17 protein-coding genes are annotated in these 17,252 nt (G+C 72.1%); 11 read left to right on the plus strand and 6 right to left on the minus strand.

What is annotated here, in order from left to right:
* The first annotated feature begins 268 nt into the window (after nt 1-268).
* From ACSMXR_RS17360 to ACSMXR_RS17370, 3 genes are read left to right on the plus strand one after another with little or no spacing between them, the layout of a single operon-like run.
* On the plus strand, nt 269-1,633 hold the full coding sequence (locus ACSMXR_RS17360; RefSeq protein ID WP_473172281.1) for a cobalamin biosynthesis protein CobG: 1,365 nt from the start codon (nt 269-271) through the stop codon (nt 1,631-1,633).
* A 49-nt stretch (nt 1,634-1,682) separates the two neighbouring features.
* On the plus strand, nt 1,683-2,309 hold the full coding sequence (locus tag ACSMXR_RS17365) for a precorrin-8X methylmutase (RefSeq protein ID WP_137229202.1): 627 nt from the start codon (nt 1,683-1,685) through the stop codon (nt 2,307-2,309).
* Nucleotides 2,310-2,323: 14 nt separating this feature from the next.
* The gene (locus tag ACSMXR_RS17370; protein ID WP_218526539.1) at nt 2,324-3,835 is read left to right on the plus strand and encodes a precorrin-2 C(20)-methyltransferase; all 1,512 of its coding nucleotides are present in this window, start codon (nt 2,324-2,326) and stop codon (nt 3,833-3,835) included.
* A gap of 11 nt (nt 3,836-3,846) precedes the next feature.
* Here ACSMXR_RS17370 and ACSMXR_RS17375 read toward each other — a convergent pair whose 3' ends face one another.
* On the minus strand, nt 3,847-4,617 hold the full coding sequence (locus ACSMXR_RS17375) for a cobalt-precorrin-6A reductase (RefSeq protein WP_473172282.1): 771 nt from the start codon (nt 4,615-4,617) through the stop codon (nt 3,847-3,849).
* A 17-nt stretch (nt 4,618-4,634) separates the two neighbouring features.
* Between ACSMXR_RS17375 and ACSMXR_RS17380 the strand changes: the two genes are divergently transcribed.
* A complete protein-coding gene (locus ACSMXR_RS17380) occupies nt 4,635-5,747 on the plus strand; it encodes a cobalt-precorrin-5B (C(1))-methyltransferase (RefSeq protein WP_473172283.1) in 1,113 nt (370 codons plus the stop codon).
* An 84-nt stretch (nt 5,748-5,831) separates the two neighbouring features.
* Nucleotides 5,832-6,401 carry an HAD domain-containing protein gene (locus ACSMXR_RS17385; protein ID WP_473172284.1) on the plus strand — a complete coding sequence of 190 codons (570 nt, stop codon included), beginning with the start codon at nt 5,832-5,834 and terminating at the stop codon, nt 6,399-6,401.
* 44 nt (nt 6,402-6,445) lie between these two features.
* Here ACSMXR_RS17385 and ACSMXR_RS17390 read toward each other — a convergent pair whose 3' ends face one another.
* The 3 genes from ACSMXR_RS17390 to ACSMXR_RS17400 all read right to left on the minus strand — a co-directional run bounded on the left by ACSMXR_RS17390 (nt 6,446) and on the right by ACSMXR_RS17400 (nt 8,255).
* Nucleotides 6,446-6,898 carry an NUDIX hydrolase gene (locus ACSMXR_RS17390; protein ID WP_473172285.1) on the minus strand — a complete coding sequence of 151 codons (453 nt, stop codon included), beginning with the start codon at nt 6,896-6,898 and terminating at the stop codon, nt 6,446-6,448.
* A gap of 20 nt (nt 6,899-6,918) precedes the next feature.
* Entirely contained in the window at nt 6,919-7,404 is a 486-nt protein-coding gene (locus tag ACSMXR_RS17395) for a hypothetical protein (RefSeq protein ID WP_473172393.1), read from the minus strand.
* A gap of 206 nt (nt 7,405-7,610) precedes the next feature.
* Nucleotides 7,611-8,255, minus strand: coding sequence for a dihydrofolate reductase family protein (locus tag ACSMXR_RS17400; RefSeq protein ID WP_137229216.1), 645 nt, complete (start codon nt 8,253-8,255; stop codon nt 7,611-7,613).
* 157 nt (nt 8,256-8,412) lie between these two features.
* Here ACSMXR_RS17400 and ACSMXR_RS17405 point away from each other — a divergent pair, with 157 nt between their 5' ends.
* Genes ACSMXR_RS17405 through ACSMXR_RS17415 form a run of 3 tightly spaced genes read left to right on the plus strand, consistent with a single transcriptional unit; the run spans nt 8,413 to nt 10,784 of the window.
* A complete protein-coding gene (locus ACSMXR_RS17405) occupies nt 8,413-8,988 on the plus strand; it encodes a flavoprotein (RefSeq protein ID WP_218525727.1) in 576 nt (191 codons plus the stop codon).
* A gap of 48 nt (nt 8,989-9,036) precedes the next feature.
* Nucleotides 9,037-9,507 (plus strand): cation:proton antiporter regulatory subunit, encoded by a 471-nt coding sequence (locus ACSMXR_RS17410; RefSeq protein WP_030076978.1) that lies wholly within the window; start codon nt 9,037-9,039, stop codon nt 9,505-9,507.
* Nucleotides 9,508-9,509: 2 nt separating this feature from the next.
* Complete coding sequence (locus ACSMXR_RS17415; RefSeq protein ID WP_473172286.1) at nt 9,510-10,784, plus strand: cation:proton antiporter; 1,275 nt, start codon at nt 9,510-9,512, stop codon at nt 10,782-10,784.
* A gap of 101 nt (nt 10,785-10,885) precedes the next feature.
* Here ACSMXR_RS17415 and hemC read toward each other — a convergent pair whose 3' ends face one another.
* Complete coding sequence (hemC, locus tag ACSMXR_RS17420) at nt 10,886-11,818, minus strand: hydroxymethylbilane synthase (protein WP_103513320.1); 933 nt, start codon at nt 11,816-11,818, stop codon at nt 10,886-10,888.
* Between the two features lie 225 nt (nt 11,819-12,043).
* Between hemC and ACSMXR_RS17425 the strand changes: the two genes are divergently transcribed.
* Entirely contained in the window at nt 12,044-12,499 is a 456-nt protein-coding gene (locus tag ACSMXR_RS17425; protein ID WP_006125865.1) for a tellurite resistance TerB family protein, read from the plus strand.
* Between the two features lie 30 nt (nt 12,500-12,529).
* Here the strand turns inward: ACSMXR_RS17425 and ACSMXR_RS17430 are convergent, their stop codons facing one another.
* The gene (locus ACSMXR_RS17430) at nt 12,530-13,603 is read right to left on the minus strand and encodes a PucR family transcriptional regulator (protein ID WP_137229222.1); all 1,074 of its coding nucleotides are present in this window, start codon (nt 13,601-13,603) and stop codon (nt 12,530-12,532) included.
* A gap of 432 nt (nt 13,604-14,035) precedes the next feature.
* Between ACSMXR_RS17430 and ACSMXR_RS17435 the strand changes: the two genes are divergently transcribed.
* Both ACSMXR_RS17435 and ACSMXR_RS17440 read left to right on the plus strand, forming a co-directional pair.
* The gene (locus ACSMXR_RS17435; RefSeq protein ID WP_473172287.1) at nt 14,036-14,710 is read left to right on the plus strand and encodes a hypothetical protein; all 675 of its coding nucleotides are present in this window, start codon (nt 14,036-14,038) and stop codon (nt 14,708-14,710) included.
* A 249-nt stretch (nt 14,711-14,959) separates the two neighbouring features.
* A complete protein-coding gene (locus tag ACSMXR_RS17440; RefSeq protein WP_473172288.1) occupies nt 14,960-17,071 on the plus strand; it encodes a flotillin family protein in 2,112 nt (703 codons plus the stop codon).
* Nucleotides 17,072-17,252 lie beyond the last annotated feature (181 nt).

Here is a 17,252-nt window from a genome sequence, read left to right on the forward strand (position 1 = left end):
CGGCCGCTGTCCCGCAGGTCAGCGGTTCGGCCGTCCCGCAGGTCACGGGTCCGGCCGTCCCGCACGTCACGGGTCCGACCGCAGGCCGCTCTGTCGCGCAGCCCAATGGTCCGACCGCTGGCCGCTGGCCCGCAGGTCAGCGGTTCGGCCGTCCTGCAGGTCACGGGTCCGGCCGCAGGCCGCTGTCCCGCAGAGCAATGGTTCGCCCGCAGGCCGCTGTCCCGCAGGTCACAGGAGCGACCCCGTCTCCCGGAGCGGCCCGGTCGGTATGCTCGCCGCCATGCCCGATTCCGCCCCCTCGCCCCTTTCCGCGGGCGGCGTCTCCCCCCGCAGCGGCGGCGACGCCTGCCCGGGAACGCTGCGGCTGCACCGGGCGGACGACGGTGCGCTGGCCCGCGTACGCATCCCCGGCGGGGTGCTGAGCGCGGACCGGGCGGACGCGCTGCTCGCGGTGGCGGACCGGTTCGGGGACGGTGAGCTGCATCTCACCTCGCGGGGCAACGTCCAGCTGCGCGGCCTCGACGCGCGGTGCGGCGGTGAGCTCGCCGGGCTGCTCACGGCCGCCGGGCTCCTGCCCTCCGCCGCGCACGAGCGGGCCCGCAACATCGTGGCCTCGCCGCTCGCCGGACTGGACGGTTCGCCCGCGCTCGGCCCCTGGCTGACCGGGCTGGACGGCCTGGTGTGCGGATCGGCCGCCGCCGCGTCGCTCTCCGGCCGCTTCCTCTTCGCCCTTGACGACGGGCGGGGTGACGCGGACGCGCTGGGCGCGGACGTGACCCTGATCGCGGAGGGCGACAGCTGCCTCCTGCGGATCGGGGCCGGGGACGAGGTGTTCCGGATACCGGCCGGGGACGGCCCGCGCGCCGCGCTCCTGGCCGCCGAGGCGTTCCTCCGCGCCGCCCGGGACTCCGGCGCCTGGCGCGTGAAGGATCTGCCCGACGACGTACGGGCGAAGCTCGTCCACGCCATCGGGTCGGCGGCGGGTGATCCCGTGCACCGCCCCCGCCCCTGTACGGCGAAGACTCCGGACCCGGGCGCCGTCACCGGACCGCACGGCAACGCGACAGCGACAGCGACAGCGACAGCGACAGCGACAGCGACAGCAGCCACGGCCACCACCACCGCCGCCACCACCACCACGACCGCGATCTGTGTCGACGTACCGCTCGGACAGCTCACCCCCGCCCAGTGGCGGCTGCTGACCGACACGGCCCGGCGGTACGGGAACGAGCTGCGGCTGACCCCGTGGCGCGGCGTCGTCGTCCCCGGCCCCTTCGACGAGGGTGGCGCGGCGGAGGCGCTGCGCGCCCTGGCGGCGGCCGGGCTGATCACCACCCCCGAGTCCCCGTGGACCGGCGTCGGCGCCTGCATCGGCCACCCCGGCTGCGCGAAGGCGCTGTCCGACGTACGGGCCGAAGCGGGGGCCGCTGTCGGACCGGTCGGGCGGCTCCCTGTGTACTGGTCCGGGTGCGAACGCCGCTGCGGCCACCCCCACGGGGAGTGGATCGACGTGGTCGTCACGCCCGGCGGACACCGGATCTCGCATGTACGGGGCGAACGCCGGGACCCCCCGGCGACGGTCCGGAACGACCCGGCGGCACTCGCGGCGACGGTGGCCGCGGCCCGCGCCTGAGCACGCCCCCTCCCCACCTCCCATAACGGCAGAAGAAAGCGACAGCACTGTGCATCAGTACGAGAAGGACGGACCGGCGATCTACCGCCAGTCCTTCGCCACCATCCGCGCGGAGGCGGATCTGGCCGGGCTGCCCGCCGATGTGAGCCAGGTCGCCGTCCGGATGATCCACGCCTGCGGCATGGTCGACCTCGTACGCGACCTCGCCTTCTCGCCGAACGCCGTGGCCGACGCCCGCGCGGCCCTGCGCTCCGGCGCGCCGATCCTCTGCGATGTGGCGATGGTGGCCAGCGGGGTCACCCGCAAGCGGCTGCCCGCGGACAACGACGTGGTGTGCACGCTCTCCGACCCGTCCGTGCCGGAGCTGGCCGCGAAGATGGGCACGACCCGCAGCGCGGCGGCCCTGGAGCTGTGGCGGGACCGGATGGAGGGGGCGGTGGTCGCGGTGGGCAACGCCCCGACCGCGCTGTTCCGGCTGCTGGAGATGATCGAGGAGGGCGCCCCGCGCCCGGCCGCCGTGATCGGCGTCCCGGTCGGCTTCGTCGGCGCGATGGAGTCCAAGGAGGCCCTGGCCGAGCACCCGTCGGGCCTGGAGCACCTGATCATCCGGGGCCGGCGCGGCGGCAGCGCGATAGCGGCGGCGGCGCTCAACGCCATCGCGAGCGAGGAGGAGTAACAGTGACTTCTCCGGTGAAGGACACCCGTACCGGCAAGCTCTACGGCGTCGGACTCGGCCCCGGCGACCCGAACCTGATGACCCTGCGGGCCGTCCGGGCGATCGGCGAGGCGGACGTCGTCGCGTACCACAGCGCCCGCCACGGCCGCTCGATCGCCCGCTCCATCGCGGCGGCGCACCTGCGGCCCGATCACATCGAGGAGGCCCTGGTCTACCCCGTCACGACGGAGACCACGGACCACCCGGGCGGCTACCGGGGCGCGCTGGAGGAGTTCTACGAGAAGGCCGCGGCCCGCCTCGCGGCGCATCTGGACGCGGGCCTGACCGTCGCGGTCCTCGCCGAGGGCGACCCGATGTTCTACGGCTCCTACATGCACATGCACAAGCGCCTGGCGGACCGGTACCCCACCGAGGTCATCCCGGGCGTCACCTCCGTCAGCGCGGCGGCGGCCCGCCTCGGCACCCCCCTGGTCGAGGGCGAGGAGATCCTCACGATCCTCCCCGGCACCCTCCCCGAGGAGGAGCTGACGGCCCGTCTCGCCGCGACCGACACGGCGGTGGTGATGAAGCTGGGGCGGACGTTCCCGGCGGTGCGCGGGGCGTTCGAGGCGTCGGGGCGGCTGGCGGAGGCCCGGTACGTGGAGCGGGCGACGATGGCCGGGGAGCGCACGGGCGAGCTGGCGGACATCGACCCGGCGTCGGTGCCGTACTTCTCGGTGGCGGTGCTGCCGAGCCGGGTCGACGCACCGCGCCCCGCGCCTTCGGGCTCCGGAGAGGTGGTCGTGGTCGGCACCGGACCGGCGGGCCCGCTGTGGCTGACGCCTCAGACCCGGGGCGCGCTGGCGGCGGCGGACGACGTGGTCGGCTACACCACCTACCTGGACCGGGTGCCGGTCCGCCCGGGCCAGGCGCGGCACGGCTCGGACAACAAGGTGGAGTCCGAGCGCGCCGAGTTCGCGCTGGACCTGGCCCGGCGGGGCCGTCGCGTCGCGGTGGTCTCCGGCGGCGATCCCGGGGTCTTCGCCATGGCGACGGCGGTGCTGGAGGTGGCCGCGCAGGAGGAGTACGCGGACATCCCCGTACAGGTCCTGCCCGGGGTCACGGCGGCCAACGCGGCGGCGGCCCGTGCGGGTGCGCCGCTGGGCCACGACTACGCCACGATCTCCCTCTCGGACCGGCTCAAGCCGTGGGAGGTCATCGCGGAACGCCTGCGCGCGGCGGCCTCGGCCGACCTGGTCCTCGCCCTCTACAACCCGGGCTCCAAGTCCCGTACGTGGCAGGTCGGCAAGGCCCGCGATCTGCTCCTGGAGCACCGCTCCCCGGACACCCCGGTCGTCCTGGCCCGGGACGTGGGCGGCCCGACGGAGTCCGTACGCACGGTGCGGCTGGCCGACGTCGACCCGGCGGAGGTGGACATGCGGACGCTGCTGATCGTGGGCTCGTCGCAGACGCGCTGGGTACGGCGGGGCGATGCCGGAGCGGACCGGTCCATCGTCTGGACGCCGCGCCGCTACCCGGAGGCGTAGAGCTCGCGCCGCTACCCGGAGGCGTGGAGCCTCCGTACGACCCACTCCACGGCCTCGTCGGGCGTACGGGCCACCGGCACCCATTCCGGCACCGGTGGCCGCCGCACCACGACGACGGGAATCCCGGCCTCACGGGCGGCGGCGAGCTTGGGGGCGGTGGCGTCCCCGCCGCTGTCCTTGGTGACGAGGACGTCGACGCGATGACGCCGGATGATCTCCCGCTCTCCTTCCAGCGTGAACGGCCCCCGGTCGAGCAGCACCTCCATCCGGGCCGGGCAGGGCGGCTCGGGTGCGTCGACGGACCGCACGAGGAACCACAGATCGTCGAGTGCGGCTCCGGCGAAGGCGGCGAGCCCCATCCGCCCGGTGGTGAGGAAGACCCGCTTCCCCAGCCCGGGCAGCAGCTCGGCCGCCCCGGCGAGCGATCCGGCGGAGTGCCAGCGATCACCGTCCTGGGCGACCCAGCCGGGCCGGCGGAGGGCCAGGAGGGGAACATGGGCCTGCGCGGCGGCCTCGGCCGCGTTCCGGCTCATGGCGGCGGCGAAGGGGTGGGTGGCATCGACGAGAGCGTCCACACCGTGCTCACGCACCCAGGCGGCGAGCCCGTCGGGGCCCCCGAAGCCACCGATCCGCACCTCGCCGGGCGGCAGCCGCGGGGCGGAGACGCGTCCGGCGAGCGAGGTGGTGACCCGGACCCCCGAATCACGGGCGACCAGGTGCTCGGCCAAGCGGCGCGCCTCGGTCGTACCCCCCAGAACAAGAACATGCACAGGCGTCATCATCGGAACGGACTCTTCTCGTGAACGCTGCTGAGGCGCGGGGCGGTCGCAGTGCCCAACTCAAGCACACCGGTCTGCGCCCCGGCTGGACGACCGGCGCCTGTGCGACGGCGGCGACGACGGCCGCGTACACGGCACTGCTGACCGGCGACTTCCCGGACCCGGTGTCCATCACGCTGCCGAAGGGCCAGACCCCGGCCTTCGCGCTGGCGGTGGAGGAGCTGGCGGCCGGGCGGGCGAGCGCCGGGGTGGTGAAGGACGCGGGCGACGACCCGGACGTGACGCACGGGGCGCTCGTGCGGTCGACCGTACGGAAGCTGCCGCCAGGCTCCGGCGTGGTGTTCCGGGCCGGCCCGGGCGTCGGTACGGTGACGCTCCCCGGCCTGCCGCTGGACGTCGGGGAGCCCGCGGTGAACCCGGTCCCGCGCCGGCTGATGCGCGAGCACGTGGAGCGGGTGGCGGCGGAGCACGGTGACGCGGGGGACGTGGAGATCACGGTCTCGGTGGACCACGGCGAGGAGATCGCCCGCTCCACGTGGAACGGCCGCCTCGGCATCCTGGGCGGCCTGTCGATCCTGGGCACGACGGGCGTGGTCGTCCCCTACTCCTGCTCGGCCTGGATCGACTCGATCCGCCGGGGCGTGGACGTGGCACGGGCGGCGGGCCTGACCCATGTGGCGGGCTGCACGGGCTCGGCGTCGGAGAAGACGGTGACCACGGAGTACGGCCTGCCGGACATAGCCCTCCTGGACATGGGCGACTTCGCGGGCGCGGTCCTGAAATACGTACGCCGCCACCCGGTCAACCGCCTCACGATCTGCGGCGGCTTCGCCAAACTCTCCAAACTCGCGGCCGGCCACCTGGACCTCCACTCGGCCCGCTCCCAGGTGAACAAGCCCTTCCTCGCCGACCTGGCCCGAACGGGCGGCGCGAACGAGGACCTGGCTTCCCGGATCGCCACCGCCAACACGGGCCTGGAGGCCCTGCGCCTGTGCGAGGCGGCGGGCGTCCCCCTCGGCGACCTGGTGGCGACCCGCGCCCGCGACGAGGCCCTGGCGGTCCTGCGCGGCGCACCGGTCGCGGTGGACGTGATCTGCATCGACCGGGCGGGGGTGGTGGTGGGACGGGGGTAGGTGCCCCGGCACGAGAACGCTCCTCAGAACTACGCTGCCCCGGCAGAGCGGATACGGATACGGATGCTGCACCAGGGGGCGACGATGAACCGACCACTGCTGTTCCTCGATGTGGACGGCCCGCTCAACCCGTATGCGGCACAGCCAGAGCGACGCCCCGCCGGCTACATCACCCTCAGGGTGCCCGTGGAGACCGGGCCCTCAGGAGACCGTGCAGGTCTTCTGACCCCACGACGCCCGCTGCGGGTCTGGCTCAACCCGGAGCACGGGCCTGCCCTGCTGCGGCTCGGCTACGAGTTGTGCTGGGCCACCACCTGGATGAGCGAGGCCAACCGGTGGATCGCCCCGGCCCTCGGCCTCCCCGAACTCCCCTTCGTGGACTTCGGTGACGCCCTGTTCCAGGAACGCCCCGACGGAGTCCACTGGAAGACGGGCCCCTTGGTCGACCACGCAGCCGGCCGCCCTTTCGCCTGGGTGGACGACGAACAGAGCGACCTGGACCGTACGTACGTCGCCACGCACCATGAGGGCCCCGGGCTTCTCCACCACGTCAACCCCCGAGTCGGCCTGCGCGAGGACGACTTCCGCACGCTTACCGACTTCGCACTCGGCCTGGACCGCCCCGAGGGCCACGGAGTCCCCGAGTCGGGCTGAATACTCCGAGAGGCGGGACGCGATCCGCCTTCGGGGCTCATGCGTTACGCAAGCCTCCGGCCGTCGTGCGCGCGCACCTGCGGTGCACCGTCCAGCAGGGCATCGGTGACCCGGACCGCGTAGACCTCGGTCATACGGCCGGTCACCTCGTCAGGGGTCAGCCACTCCACTGCCGACGCCTCGTCCGTCACTTGCTCGTGGCCGCCTTCGACGCGGCAGCGGAAGACCAGGGCGACGATCCCTCGGGCGGTGTTCTTGTAGACCCCGGTCAGCCGGTCCACCTCGACCTTGACGCCGGTCTCCTCGAAGACCTCGCGACGTACGCCGTCCTCCGGGGCCTCGGCCAGTTCGAGCACGCCCCCGGGCGGCTCCCAGGTCCCGTTGTCGGCCCGCTTGATCGTGAGTACACGGCCGTCCTCACGGACGACGACACCGGCCACGGACACGGAGTGGAGCGGCGGGGACGGGGCTTCTTGTCGAATATTGCTCATGTACATGCAACCGCCACTCAACCCCCTCAGCCCGCCCCCGCCTCCGCCTTCGACAGCGCCTCCGTGATCATGCGGGTCGCGAAGTTCTGGTCGTCCGTCATGCGGTTGATGTGTTCCGCGAGCAGGAACGCCGTCGCCTCCAGCGCGGTCAGTTCCGCTTCCGTCCAGTCGCCGTACTGCTTGCGCCACAGGGTGGGGCTCAGGCCGGTGGCGGCCGCGATGGCCAGGCCGGCCATCGTGGGGACCGTCTCGGGCCGGACGCTTCTCGGCAGCATCTTCAGGGAGGTGACGAGGGTCGGCACCACGTACTCGATGACGTCCTTCTCGTGTGCCTCGTGGGCCTCCCGGAGCCACTTCATGTACAGGTAGACGAGTGTGCACGCCCCGTCCCGCACGTCGTCCAGACCCTCCGGGCCGAGTGACGTGAGGAGTTGCTGGACCAGCTGCTCCTGTTCGGGATCGGTCCCGCTCCTGCCCGTGTGGACGGTCCTGAGCCGGGAGTCGATCAGCATGAGCGCCGCGCCCACATCGCCGGCGGGAGCGTGTCGAGGTTCGAAGGGCGACAAGGCGGAAGTCCTTTTCGGGCCGGCTGCGGTGGGCAGCGCGCGGTGTCCGAGTGCGCTTCGTACCTGTGCGCACTCGGACGACTACGCAATCGACTCTCCCCGATCCGCTGCCGCGACGCCGGGCGTTTCGCGGATCCGGGCGGCCCTCGCCGTCACTTCCGCCAGAACAGGTGATGTGTCACGCCGCTCGGGCTGGGCACCGCCTCCAGGTGGTAGCGGTCCAGCAGTTCGTCCGGCGAGTCCCACAGGCGCAGGCCCGTGTCCAGCTTCACCGGGGAGACCGCCACGTGCAGGGTGTCGATCAGGCCGGCGTCGAGGAACTCGCGGATCGTGGTGACTCCGCCGCCGAGCCGGACGTCCTTGCCGCCCGCAGCTTCCTTCGCCCGGTCCAGCACCGTCGCCGGGTCGGCGTCGACGAAGTGGAACGTGGTGTCGGAGAGCGTGATCGACGGGCGCTCGTGGTGCGTCATGACGAACACCGGGGTGTGGAACGGGGGTTCCTCGCCCCACCAGCCCTGCCACTCGTGGTTCTCCCACGGGCCGCGCTGCGGGCCGAACTTGTTGCGGCCCATGATCTCCGCGCCGATGTTGTGGGCGAAGTCCCGTGTGAAGTAGTCGTCCAGGCCGCGACTCCCGCCGGGGTCCGTGCGGTTCGGCCAGCTCGCCGTAGCGCCCGCCCAGGAGAAGAGGCGCCCGGGGTCGACGTGGCCGAACGGCCGCTCCAGCGTCTGGTTCTCACCGGCGGCGATGCCGTCACTCGACACCGTGAAGTTCTGAACTCGCAGCAGTTGAGCCATGCCGTCCTCCTGTGTTCTGGCGCTCTCCATGGGTAGACCGGGGTCGCCGCCTCAACTCATCGGTGCCGGCCGCACCCGCAGCCCTCTCCCCCACTATCGCCCCCGGCCCGCCGTACGCTGCTGAGCCGCACCGCCTCAGCGATCAACAGGGGAGCCCATGAGCGAGCAGCCGGACCGTAAGCCGTTCCTGTACGTCGTCGTCTGCGCGGCCGGGGTCGCCCGGGAGGCCGACCGGCTGTTCGCCGCCGCGCTGGACGCCGGGTGGGACGTGGGCGTCGTCGCCACCCCGCAGGGGCTCGGGTTCCTCGACGCCGCGGCCGTCGAGGCGCGGACCGGGTATCCGATCCGGTCCGCCTGGCGCTCCCCCGGCGACCCGCGGCCGTTTCCGGACCCGGACGCGATCGTCGTCGCGCCCGCCACGTTCAACACGATCAACAAGTGGGCGGCCGGAATCTCGGACACCCTCGCCCTCGGCATCCTGTGCGAGGCGTACGGGCTCGGCGTCCCCACCGCCGTCCTCCCGGCCGTGAACTCCGTTCTCGCGAAGCACCCCGCCTACGCCGAGAGCCTGCGCAAGCTGCGTGACATGGGCGTGCTCGTCGGCTCCCGTACGTCCCAGCCGCCCGTCTCCGACTCCGACGGCGACCAGGAGCCCTTTCCCTGGGAAGAGGCCCTGGAGCTGCTGCGGCCCCTCGACGGCCGGGAGTCGCCCGATAAGGTAATGGCCGAATAAAGAGATCGCCAAGTGCGCGCACGCCGCCGCACGTCTCGGGAGGAAGCCATGGGAACCCGCCGTACATCACTGCCCGGAGTGGGTGCTCAGTACGACTTCACGACCGAGACGGGACAGCACATCTCGGTCGTCGTCCACCACGACGGACGCCGGTTCATCGGGTTCTACGAACAGGACGACCCTGATTCGTGCCAACTCTCCGTCCCCCTGACGACGACCGAGGCCACCGCGCTCGCGCACCTCATCGATCCGGCGCCCATCGACGCCGTACGGACCGAGGGCATCGACCTCGTCACCGAGCACATCCCGCTCGGATCCCGTTCCCCGTACGGCGGGCGGCTGCTGGGGGAGACGCGGGCGCGGACCCGGACCGGGGCGTCCATCGTGGCGGTGCTGCGCACCCACAGCGCGCACCCGTCGCCGGAACCGGATTTTCGACTGGCCATCGGGGACACACTCGTCGCCGTCGGTACGCGTGAGGGCGTCGACGCGCTCTCCGAGATCATTGCGGAGGGCTGACCGTGCATGACACGACTGCATTGCTGGTGGAGCTGGGGGCCGTCATCCTCGGGCTGGGGCTCGTCGGGCGGTTCGCGGGCCGGATAGGGCTCTCCCCCATCCCGCTCTACCTCCTCGCCGGGCTGGCGTTCGGGCACGGTGGGCTGATCCCGCTCGACGCGAGCGAGGAGTTCACCATGGTGGGCGCCGAGATCGGCGTCATCCTGCTCCTTCTGCTGCTGGGGCTCGAATACAGCGCCTCGGAGCTGGTCACCAGTCTGAAGACGCAGTATCCGTCCGGTGCCGTGGACTTCGTCCTCAACGCGACGCCCGGCGCCGTCGCCGCCCTGGTCCTCGGCTGGGGCCCGGTCGGCGCGGTCGCGCTCGCCGGTGTCACCTGGATCTCCTCCTCCGGCGTGATCGCGAAGGTGATGACCGATCTCGGGCGGCTCGGCAACCGCGAGACCCCCGTCATCCTCGGCGTCCTCGTCATGGAGGACCTGGCGATGGCGGTGTATCTGCCGCTGCTCACCGCCATGCTCGCCGGGGTCAGCCTGGCCGGCGGCAGCCTCGCGCTCGTCATCGCGCTCGGGGCCGTCGGGCTCGTCCTCTACCTGGCGCTCCGCCACGGCCGCCTGATCAGCCGCGCGGTCTCCTCCGACAACCCGGAGATGCTGCTCCTGGTCGTCCTCGGCCTCACTGTCCTGGTCGCCGGTGTCGCCCAGCAGCTCCAGGTGTCCGCGGCCGTCGGCGCGTTCCTCGTCGGCATCGCGCTCTCCGGCGAGGTCGCCGAGGGCGCCCGCAAGCTGCTCACGCCGCTGCGGGACCTGTTCGCCGCCGTGTTCTTCGTCTTCTTCGGGCTCTCCACGAACCCGGCCGACATCCCGCCGGTGCTGCTGCCCGCGGCCCTGCTGGCCATCGTCACCGTCTTCACCAAGATCGCCACCGGCTACTACGCGGCCCGCCGCGCCGGAGTCGGCTCGCGCGGTCGCTGGCGGGCGGGCGGCACCCTCGTGGCGCGCGGCGAGTTCTCCATCGTCATCGCCGGTCTGGCCGTGGCCACCGAGCCGCGCATCGGCCCCATCGCCACCGCGTACGTCCTGATCCTCGTCATCGTCGGCCCGCTCACCGCCCGGTGGACGCAGCCCATCGCCGCGAAGATCGAGGCCCGGCGCGGCGGCGGCAAGGACTCGGGCGACGCACTGGCGAAGGAGCCCGTCCCGAAGTCCGCGCCCGAGCGCCGGCTGCCCACGCACGACGACCTCACCCCCGAACCGGCGGGCGAGAAGCACGAGTAGGCGCGTCCGGCACTGACGTCGGTGCCGAAGCTCCTTGAGCGTGGTCGAGCCCCCGGACACCCACCCGGTGTCCGGGGGCTCCGTCGTCCGCACGGCGCCGCTCAGTGCGCGATGCCGTCGATCAGTTCCCGCGCCCCCTGCCGCAACAGCGCGACCGCGACGGACGTGCCCAGGGTGGCCGGGTCCAGCGGCCCCGCCCACTCGTGCGCGTTCAGCACGGTCTTGCCGTCGGGCGTGAACACCTTCGCCCGCAGCGAGAGATCGCCGTTCCGCTCGACCTGCGCGTACCCGGCGATCGGGCTGTTGCAGTGGCCCTGCAGCACATGGAGGAACATCCGCTCGGCGGTCGTCTCGCGGTACGCCGCCGGGTCGCCGAGGCCGCTCACGAGGTCGATCACGGCGTCGTCGCCCTCGCGGCACTGGAGCGCCAGAACCCCCGCGCCGATCGGCGGGCACATCACCTCGGGCGACAGGACCTCGGTGATCACGTCCGTACGGCCGATGCGCTCCAGACCGGACACCGCAAGCAGCAGCGCGTCGGCCTCGCCGCCGGCCAGCTTCTCCAGCCGGCGGTTGGCGTTGCCGCGCATCGGTACGCAGTCGAGGTGCGGGTGCGAGGCCGCGAGCTGCGCGGAGCGGCGTACGGACGAGGTGCCGATCCGGGTGCCGGACGGCAGCTCGTCCAGGGTCAGGCCGCCCGGGTGGATCAGCGCGTCGCGGATGTCGTCGCGCCGGAGGAAGGCGGCGAAGACCGTGCCCGCGGGCAGCGGGCGGTCCGCCGGGATGTCCTTGACGCAGTGCACCGCCAGGTCCGCCTCCCCGGCGAGGAGCGCCTGGTCGACCTCCTTGGTGAACGCGCCCTTGCCCTCGACGGCGCTGAGATCGCCCATCCACTTGTCGCCGGTCGTCCGGACCGGGACGACCTCGGTACGGATACCGGGGTGGGATTCGGCCAACTCGGCGCGTACGCGCTCCACCTGGGCGAGCGCCATCGGGGAGTCACGGGACACGATGCGGATCAGATCGGCGGGCATGGCGCCCACGATAGAGGGTCGGACCCGCGTTCCACGGATCGAACCCTCCGTCACCTCCGGTTCATGCAAAGGCTGTTGAGTATCGCTCAGCCGTACGAGACGACAATCGGCCGATGCGTGTCCGAACGCCGCGGAACGGCTCGTTCCCAACGCCCTGAGCAAGCCCGGCTGTTAATCTCTACACGTTTGTAGAGATGTTCGACGCAGGGAACGTAGGGAGACGTCATGGCTCTGTGGGATCGCATCAAGGAATCCGCGTCGTCGATGCAGACGCAGTTGGAGGCGAAGAAGAACGAGCTGAAGTCGGGTTCGTTCCGGGACGCGAGCATGGCCATGTGCGCCCTGGTCGCCGCCGCCGACGGTTCCGTCGACCCGGCCGAGCGCCAGCGCGTCGCGGCGCTCATCGCGTCCAACGACGTCCTGCGGAACTTCCCCGCGGACGACCTCCAGCGGCGCTTCAACGCGTACGTCGACCAGCTCACCGCCGACTTCGCCCTCGGCAAGGTCGGCGTGGTCCAGGAGATCGCCAAGGCGAAGAAGAAGCCGGCCGAGGCCCGGGCCGTGATCCAGATCGGCATCGTCATCGGCGGCGCCGACGGAGACTTCGACGCCACCGAGCAGGCCGTCGTGCGGGAGGCGTGCTTCGCGCTCGACCTGCCGCCGCACGAGTTCGACCTGTAGAGCGCGTAACACCGGGCCGGCCGGGGCGTGTCACAGCTCCTTGGCCGGCCAGTCCAGCAGCCGGGCCCCGATGACCGCCGTCTGCAGGCTGTAGCGGTGCATCGGGTCCGAGGGGTCGGACCCGGTCAGCTGGTGGATGCGCTCCAGGCGGTACGTCAACGCCCGTACGCTCAGCGCCAGTCGGCGGGCGGTCTCGGCGGCCACACAGCCCGCGTCGAAGTAGACCGCCAGCGTGTTCAGCAGCGGTTCCGCACCGCCCCTCGCCTTCTGGAGCGGGCCCAGCTCACTGCGCACCAGATCGGCCATCGCCTGCCGGTCCCGGGTCAGCACCGGGTAGACCATCAGGTCCGAGGCGTACAGCACGGGGTCGTCCATTCCCATCCGGTCCGCCAGATCGAGGGCTTCGAGCGCCTCGTCGTACGAGTGGACCACCCCGCCCGGGCCCTTGTGCGGACGGCCCACCGCGACCCGGCCACCGTCCGTCGCCGCGTGCGCCTGCTTGGCGAAGTAGCGCAGGACGTCGGGCTGGCTGCCCGGGGCGATGCAGACGATCCGGCCGTCCTTCGTCGTCAGCAGGATCTTCCGGCCGCTGAACCGGGTCAGCAGCGCCGTCTCCACACTGCGCGGCACCGCGTCCGTCTCGGTGTACGCCTCCGGGCCCGACGCCACCGCGACCGCGTGCGCACGGGAAAGCCGCAGGCCGAAGCGGGTCGCGCGCTCCGCGAGCCGGACCAGGTCGCTGCGCCCGTAGAGCAGGTCGTCGATGAATTCCCGGCGCGCCGCCTCCTCCCGCCGTACGGTGAGCCGCTGGGCGCGCTCGAAGCCCTCGGCGAACGCGTCGACCGCCTGTTCCACCGCGGCCAGGACGGCATCCGTCACGGCGGGGGAGTTTCCGGCAGCGGCGCGCGGCCAGGCCTCACGCGTCTGTGCCAGATGCATCGTCACCAGGGCGCGCAGCTGATGCCCGGCATCCGCCGCGGCACGGCCGAGGGCCCGGCGCGCCTCCAGTTCGTTACGTGTCAGGCGGCGGCCGGTGAGGGCGACTTCGCCCAGAATATGGGCATAATTGCCCAGCATTTCCTCGGGAATCCTTGGCTCGGCCACGCACTCTCCTTCAGCCTTGCAACAGTCCTGTCATTTCCCCAACGCACACGGGGCGGTGCCGGTGCCCGGCATTAGCAAAGCGTAAAGATTGCCGGGATCCGGCAATGCGCCGGGCCGAGTCCGGATGACAGGATCAGGTCAGCAACAACACGGGGGAAGCACACGGGGGAGCACGGGGAACGGGGGAACGGGAGCCCTTCACGGGTCTCGGATCCCGGATCGTCCACGGGGGATCGCGGACGGTTCGAGGTCGGTTCGAGATCCGGCGGAAGGGCCCCACCGGGGGAAACAACCCGGCCGCTGCGGCAGGCACCGACAGTGCCGCAGCGGCCGGGGGCCCCGGCGCCCGCCGGCCGCTCGCCGCCCCCGTGCCGGCATCAAGGAAGCGCACCGCCCCAGGGCCCGTGCGCAGGACGCAGGGGGGTGGGACCGATGGACGAATTCCTGAGCGCTGCACTCGAATTCCCCGCCGTCATCTTCGGCGCCGCTCTGATCGTCGTCATCTGCTTCTGGCTGCTGGTGCTGGCCGGGGCCGCCGGCCACGACTCCTTCGACGCGGACCTCGACACCGGCCCGGCCGGTCTCGGCGGTGTTCCGGTCTCCGTCTCCGTCTCCCTGCTGGTCGTCTTCTCCTGGTTCGGCAGCCTGTCCGGCACCGTTCTGCTGCGCCACAGCGAGACCGGCACCGCCACCCGCGCCGTGCTCGCGGTCGCCGTGCTCGCCGGTTCGCTGCTCCTCGCCTGGGCGGCCGTCCGCCTCCTCGTCCACCGCTTCCGCCGGTACTTCCCGGCGGAACCTCCGCCATCGAGGCTGGACTTCGTCGGGAGCGTCTGCACGATCCGCACCGGCTCCGTCACCGCGACGTTCGGCCAGGCCGAGGTCATGTCCCACGACGGATCGACGGCCATCGTGCAGGTCCGCCGGGCCGAGCCCTTCCCGCTCCCCGAACCGGGCGCGGAGGAGGCGCCGCTCGTCCTGGGCGGCTCCGGACTCCTCTACGCGTACGACGAGGACGGCGAGTTCTTCTGGGTCTCGCCCTACGACGCGGCGCTCGACCCCGGTCCGAACACCCGACCACAGCAGTTGCCGGGCGGGTCGGACAGCTGAACCGGCCGATCCGCCGGTCCGGTTGAACCGGGTGGTCCCGGGCGCTCGCCCGGCCGCCTGTCCGGTCCGGGTGAGCCGTCCGGACGCCCCGGGTCAGCGGGTCACCGGACCGGTCGGGTCAGGTCGCCCGGGCCGGCCGAGGCTCCGGACCGTCCTGACGTACGTACCCGCCGCCCGTCCCCGTAACGGCCGGCCACCCCTACTTCGCTTGTGCCACTTCCGTACCGACAAGCCGCCAAGGACTCTTCTATGGATGCCATCTCCTTGGGCATCGGCGTGCTCATCGCCGTTGTCCTGCTCATCGTCATCGCCATCGCCTTCGTCATCACCCGGCTGTTCCGCAAGGTCGAGCAGGGCAAGGCGCTGATCATCTCCAAGACCAAGAAGGTCGACGTCACCTTCACCGGAGCCGTCGTCCTGCCCGTGCTCCACAAGGCCGAGACGATGGACATCTCGGTGAAGACGATCGAAATCCGCCGCGCCGGGCGCGAGGGTCTGATCTGCCAGGACAACATCCGCGCCGACATCCAGATCACCTTCTTCGTCCGGGTCAACAAGACCGTCGAGGACGTCATCAAGGTCGCCCAGGCCATCGGTACGGGACGGGCGAGCGACAAGGACGCCATCCAGCAGTTCTTCTCCGCGAAGTTCTCCGAGGCGCTCAAGACCGTCGGCAAGCAGCTCGACTTCGTCGATCTGTACACCAAGCGCGAGGAGTTCCGGGACCGGATCATCCAGGTCATCGGTACCGACCTGAACGGCTACCACCTCGACGACGCCGCGATCGACTTCCTTGAGCAGACGCCGATGGCACAGCTCGACGGGGCCAACATCCTGGACGCCCAGGGCATCCGGAAGATCACCGAGCTGACCGCGATCGAGCACGTGCGCACCAACGAGTTCCAGCGCACCGAGCAGAAGGAGATCACCCGGCAGGACGTCGACGCCCGCGAGACGATCCTGGAGCTGGAGCGCCGGCAGGCCGAGGCGGAGATCAAGCAGCGCCGCGAGGTCGAGACGCTGCGGGCCCGCGAGGAGGCGGCCACCGCCCGGGTGCAGGAGGAGGAGCGGCTCGGTTCGCAGAGCGCGTTCATCAAGACCGAGGAGCAGCTCGGCATCCAGCGCGAGAACCAGGCGCGGGAGATCGCCGTCGCGCAGAAGAACCGCGAGCGCGTCATCGCCGTCGAGAGCGAGCGCATCGAGAAGGACCGGATGCTGGAGGTCATCGGGCGTGAGCGCGAGACCGAGCTGAACCGGATCGCCGCCACGAAGGAGGTCGAGGCCGAGCGCCGCGAGGTCGCCGACGTCATCCGGGAGCGGATCGCGGTGGACCGCACGGTCGCCGAGCAGGAGGAGTCGATCCTCACCCTGCGCGCCGTCGAGGACGCCGAGCGGGCCCGCAGGTCGGTCATCATCGCGGCCGAGGCGGAGGCCCAGGAGAAGCTGGTCAAGGACATCAAGGCGGCCGAGGCGGCGGAGGCGGCGTCCACGCACCTGGCGGCCGAGCAGCTCACGCTCGCCGAGGCGCGGCTGAAGACCGCGGACCTCGACGCGCAGGCCAAGCTGCGGCTGGCCGAGGGCATCCAGGCCGAGACGGCCGCGCCGGGGCTCGCCGCCGTACAGGTGCGCGACGCGGAGGCGGACGTCACCGAGAAGGCCGGTCTCGCGGAGGCCGAGGCGACGGCGGCCCGGCTCAAGGCCGAGGCGGAGGGCTCGCGGCTCAAGGCGCTCGCCGCGGCGGAGGGCACGCAGGCCCAGGCGTCGGCGGACGCGGCGGTCATCGGCGAGAAGCTGAAGGCGGAGGCCGCGGGGCTCACGGAGAAGGCGGCCGCGATGGCGGCGCTGGACGAGGCGTCGCGTACACACGAGGAGTACCGCCTGCGGCTCGACGCGGAGAAGGAGATCCGGCTGGCCGGCCTGGAGGTGCAGCGGCAGGTCGCCGAGGCGCAGGCGACGGTCCTGGCGACGGGTCTGGAGAACGCCGACATCGACATCGTCGGCGGGGAGTCCGTCTTCTTCGACCGGCTCGTGTCGTCGATCTCGCTCGGCAAGGCGGTGGACGGGTTCGTGGACAACTCGCAGACCGCGCAGGCGTTGGCGGGGCCGTGGCTGGACGGTTCGTCGTCCTTCACGGACGACCTGAGCCGGGTGCTGGGGTCGGTCTCCACGGGTGATGTGCAGAACCTGACGGTGTCGGCGCTGCTGATGCGGCTGATGGGGTCGTCGGGCGCGGCGTCGGGGCAGGTGGAGCAGTTGCTGGCAGCGGCGAAGGAGCTGGGGCTCGCGGATCTGCCGGTGTCTTCGGTGGCCGGTACGAAGGTGGCTCCCGCGGCGGTGTCTCTGAACGGGGCCAAGGGGTAGGACGGCCCGCTATCAGCCCGTCCGGCGTTTGAGGACGGAACCCTCGGCCGGGGGGCCGGAAGGTCTGCGTGTGCGTCCCACGGGGGTGGGCGCACCAGGCCTGGCCCACCCGGTCGGGGGCTTCGTCCTCAAGCGCCGGACGGGCTGGAGTTCGGGCTCGCCCCCGCACGTCGGGAAGCGG

The organism is Streptomyces sp. DSM 106670, assembly GCF_055792845.1.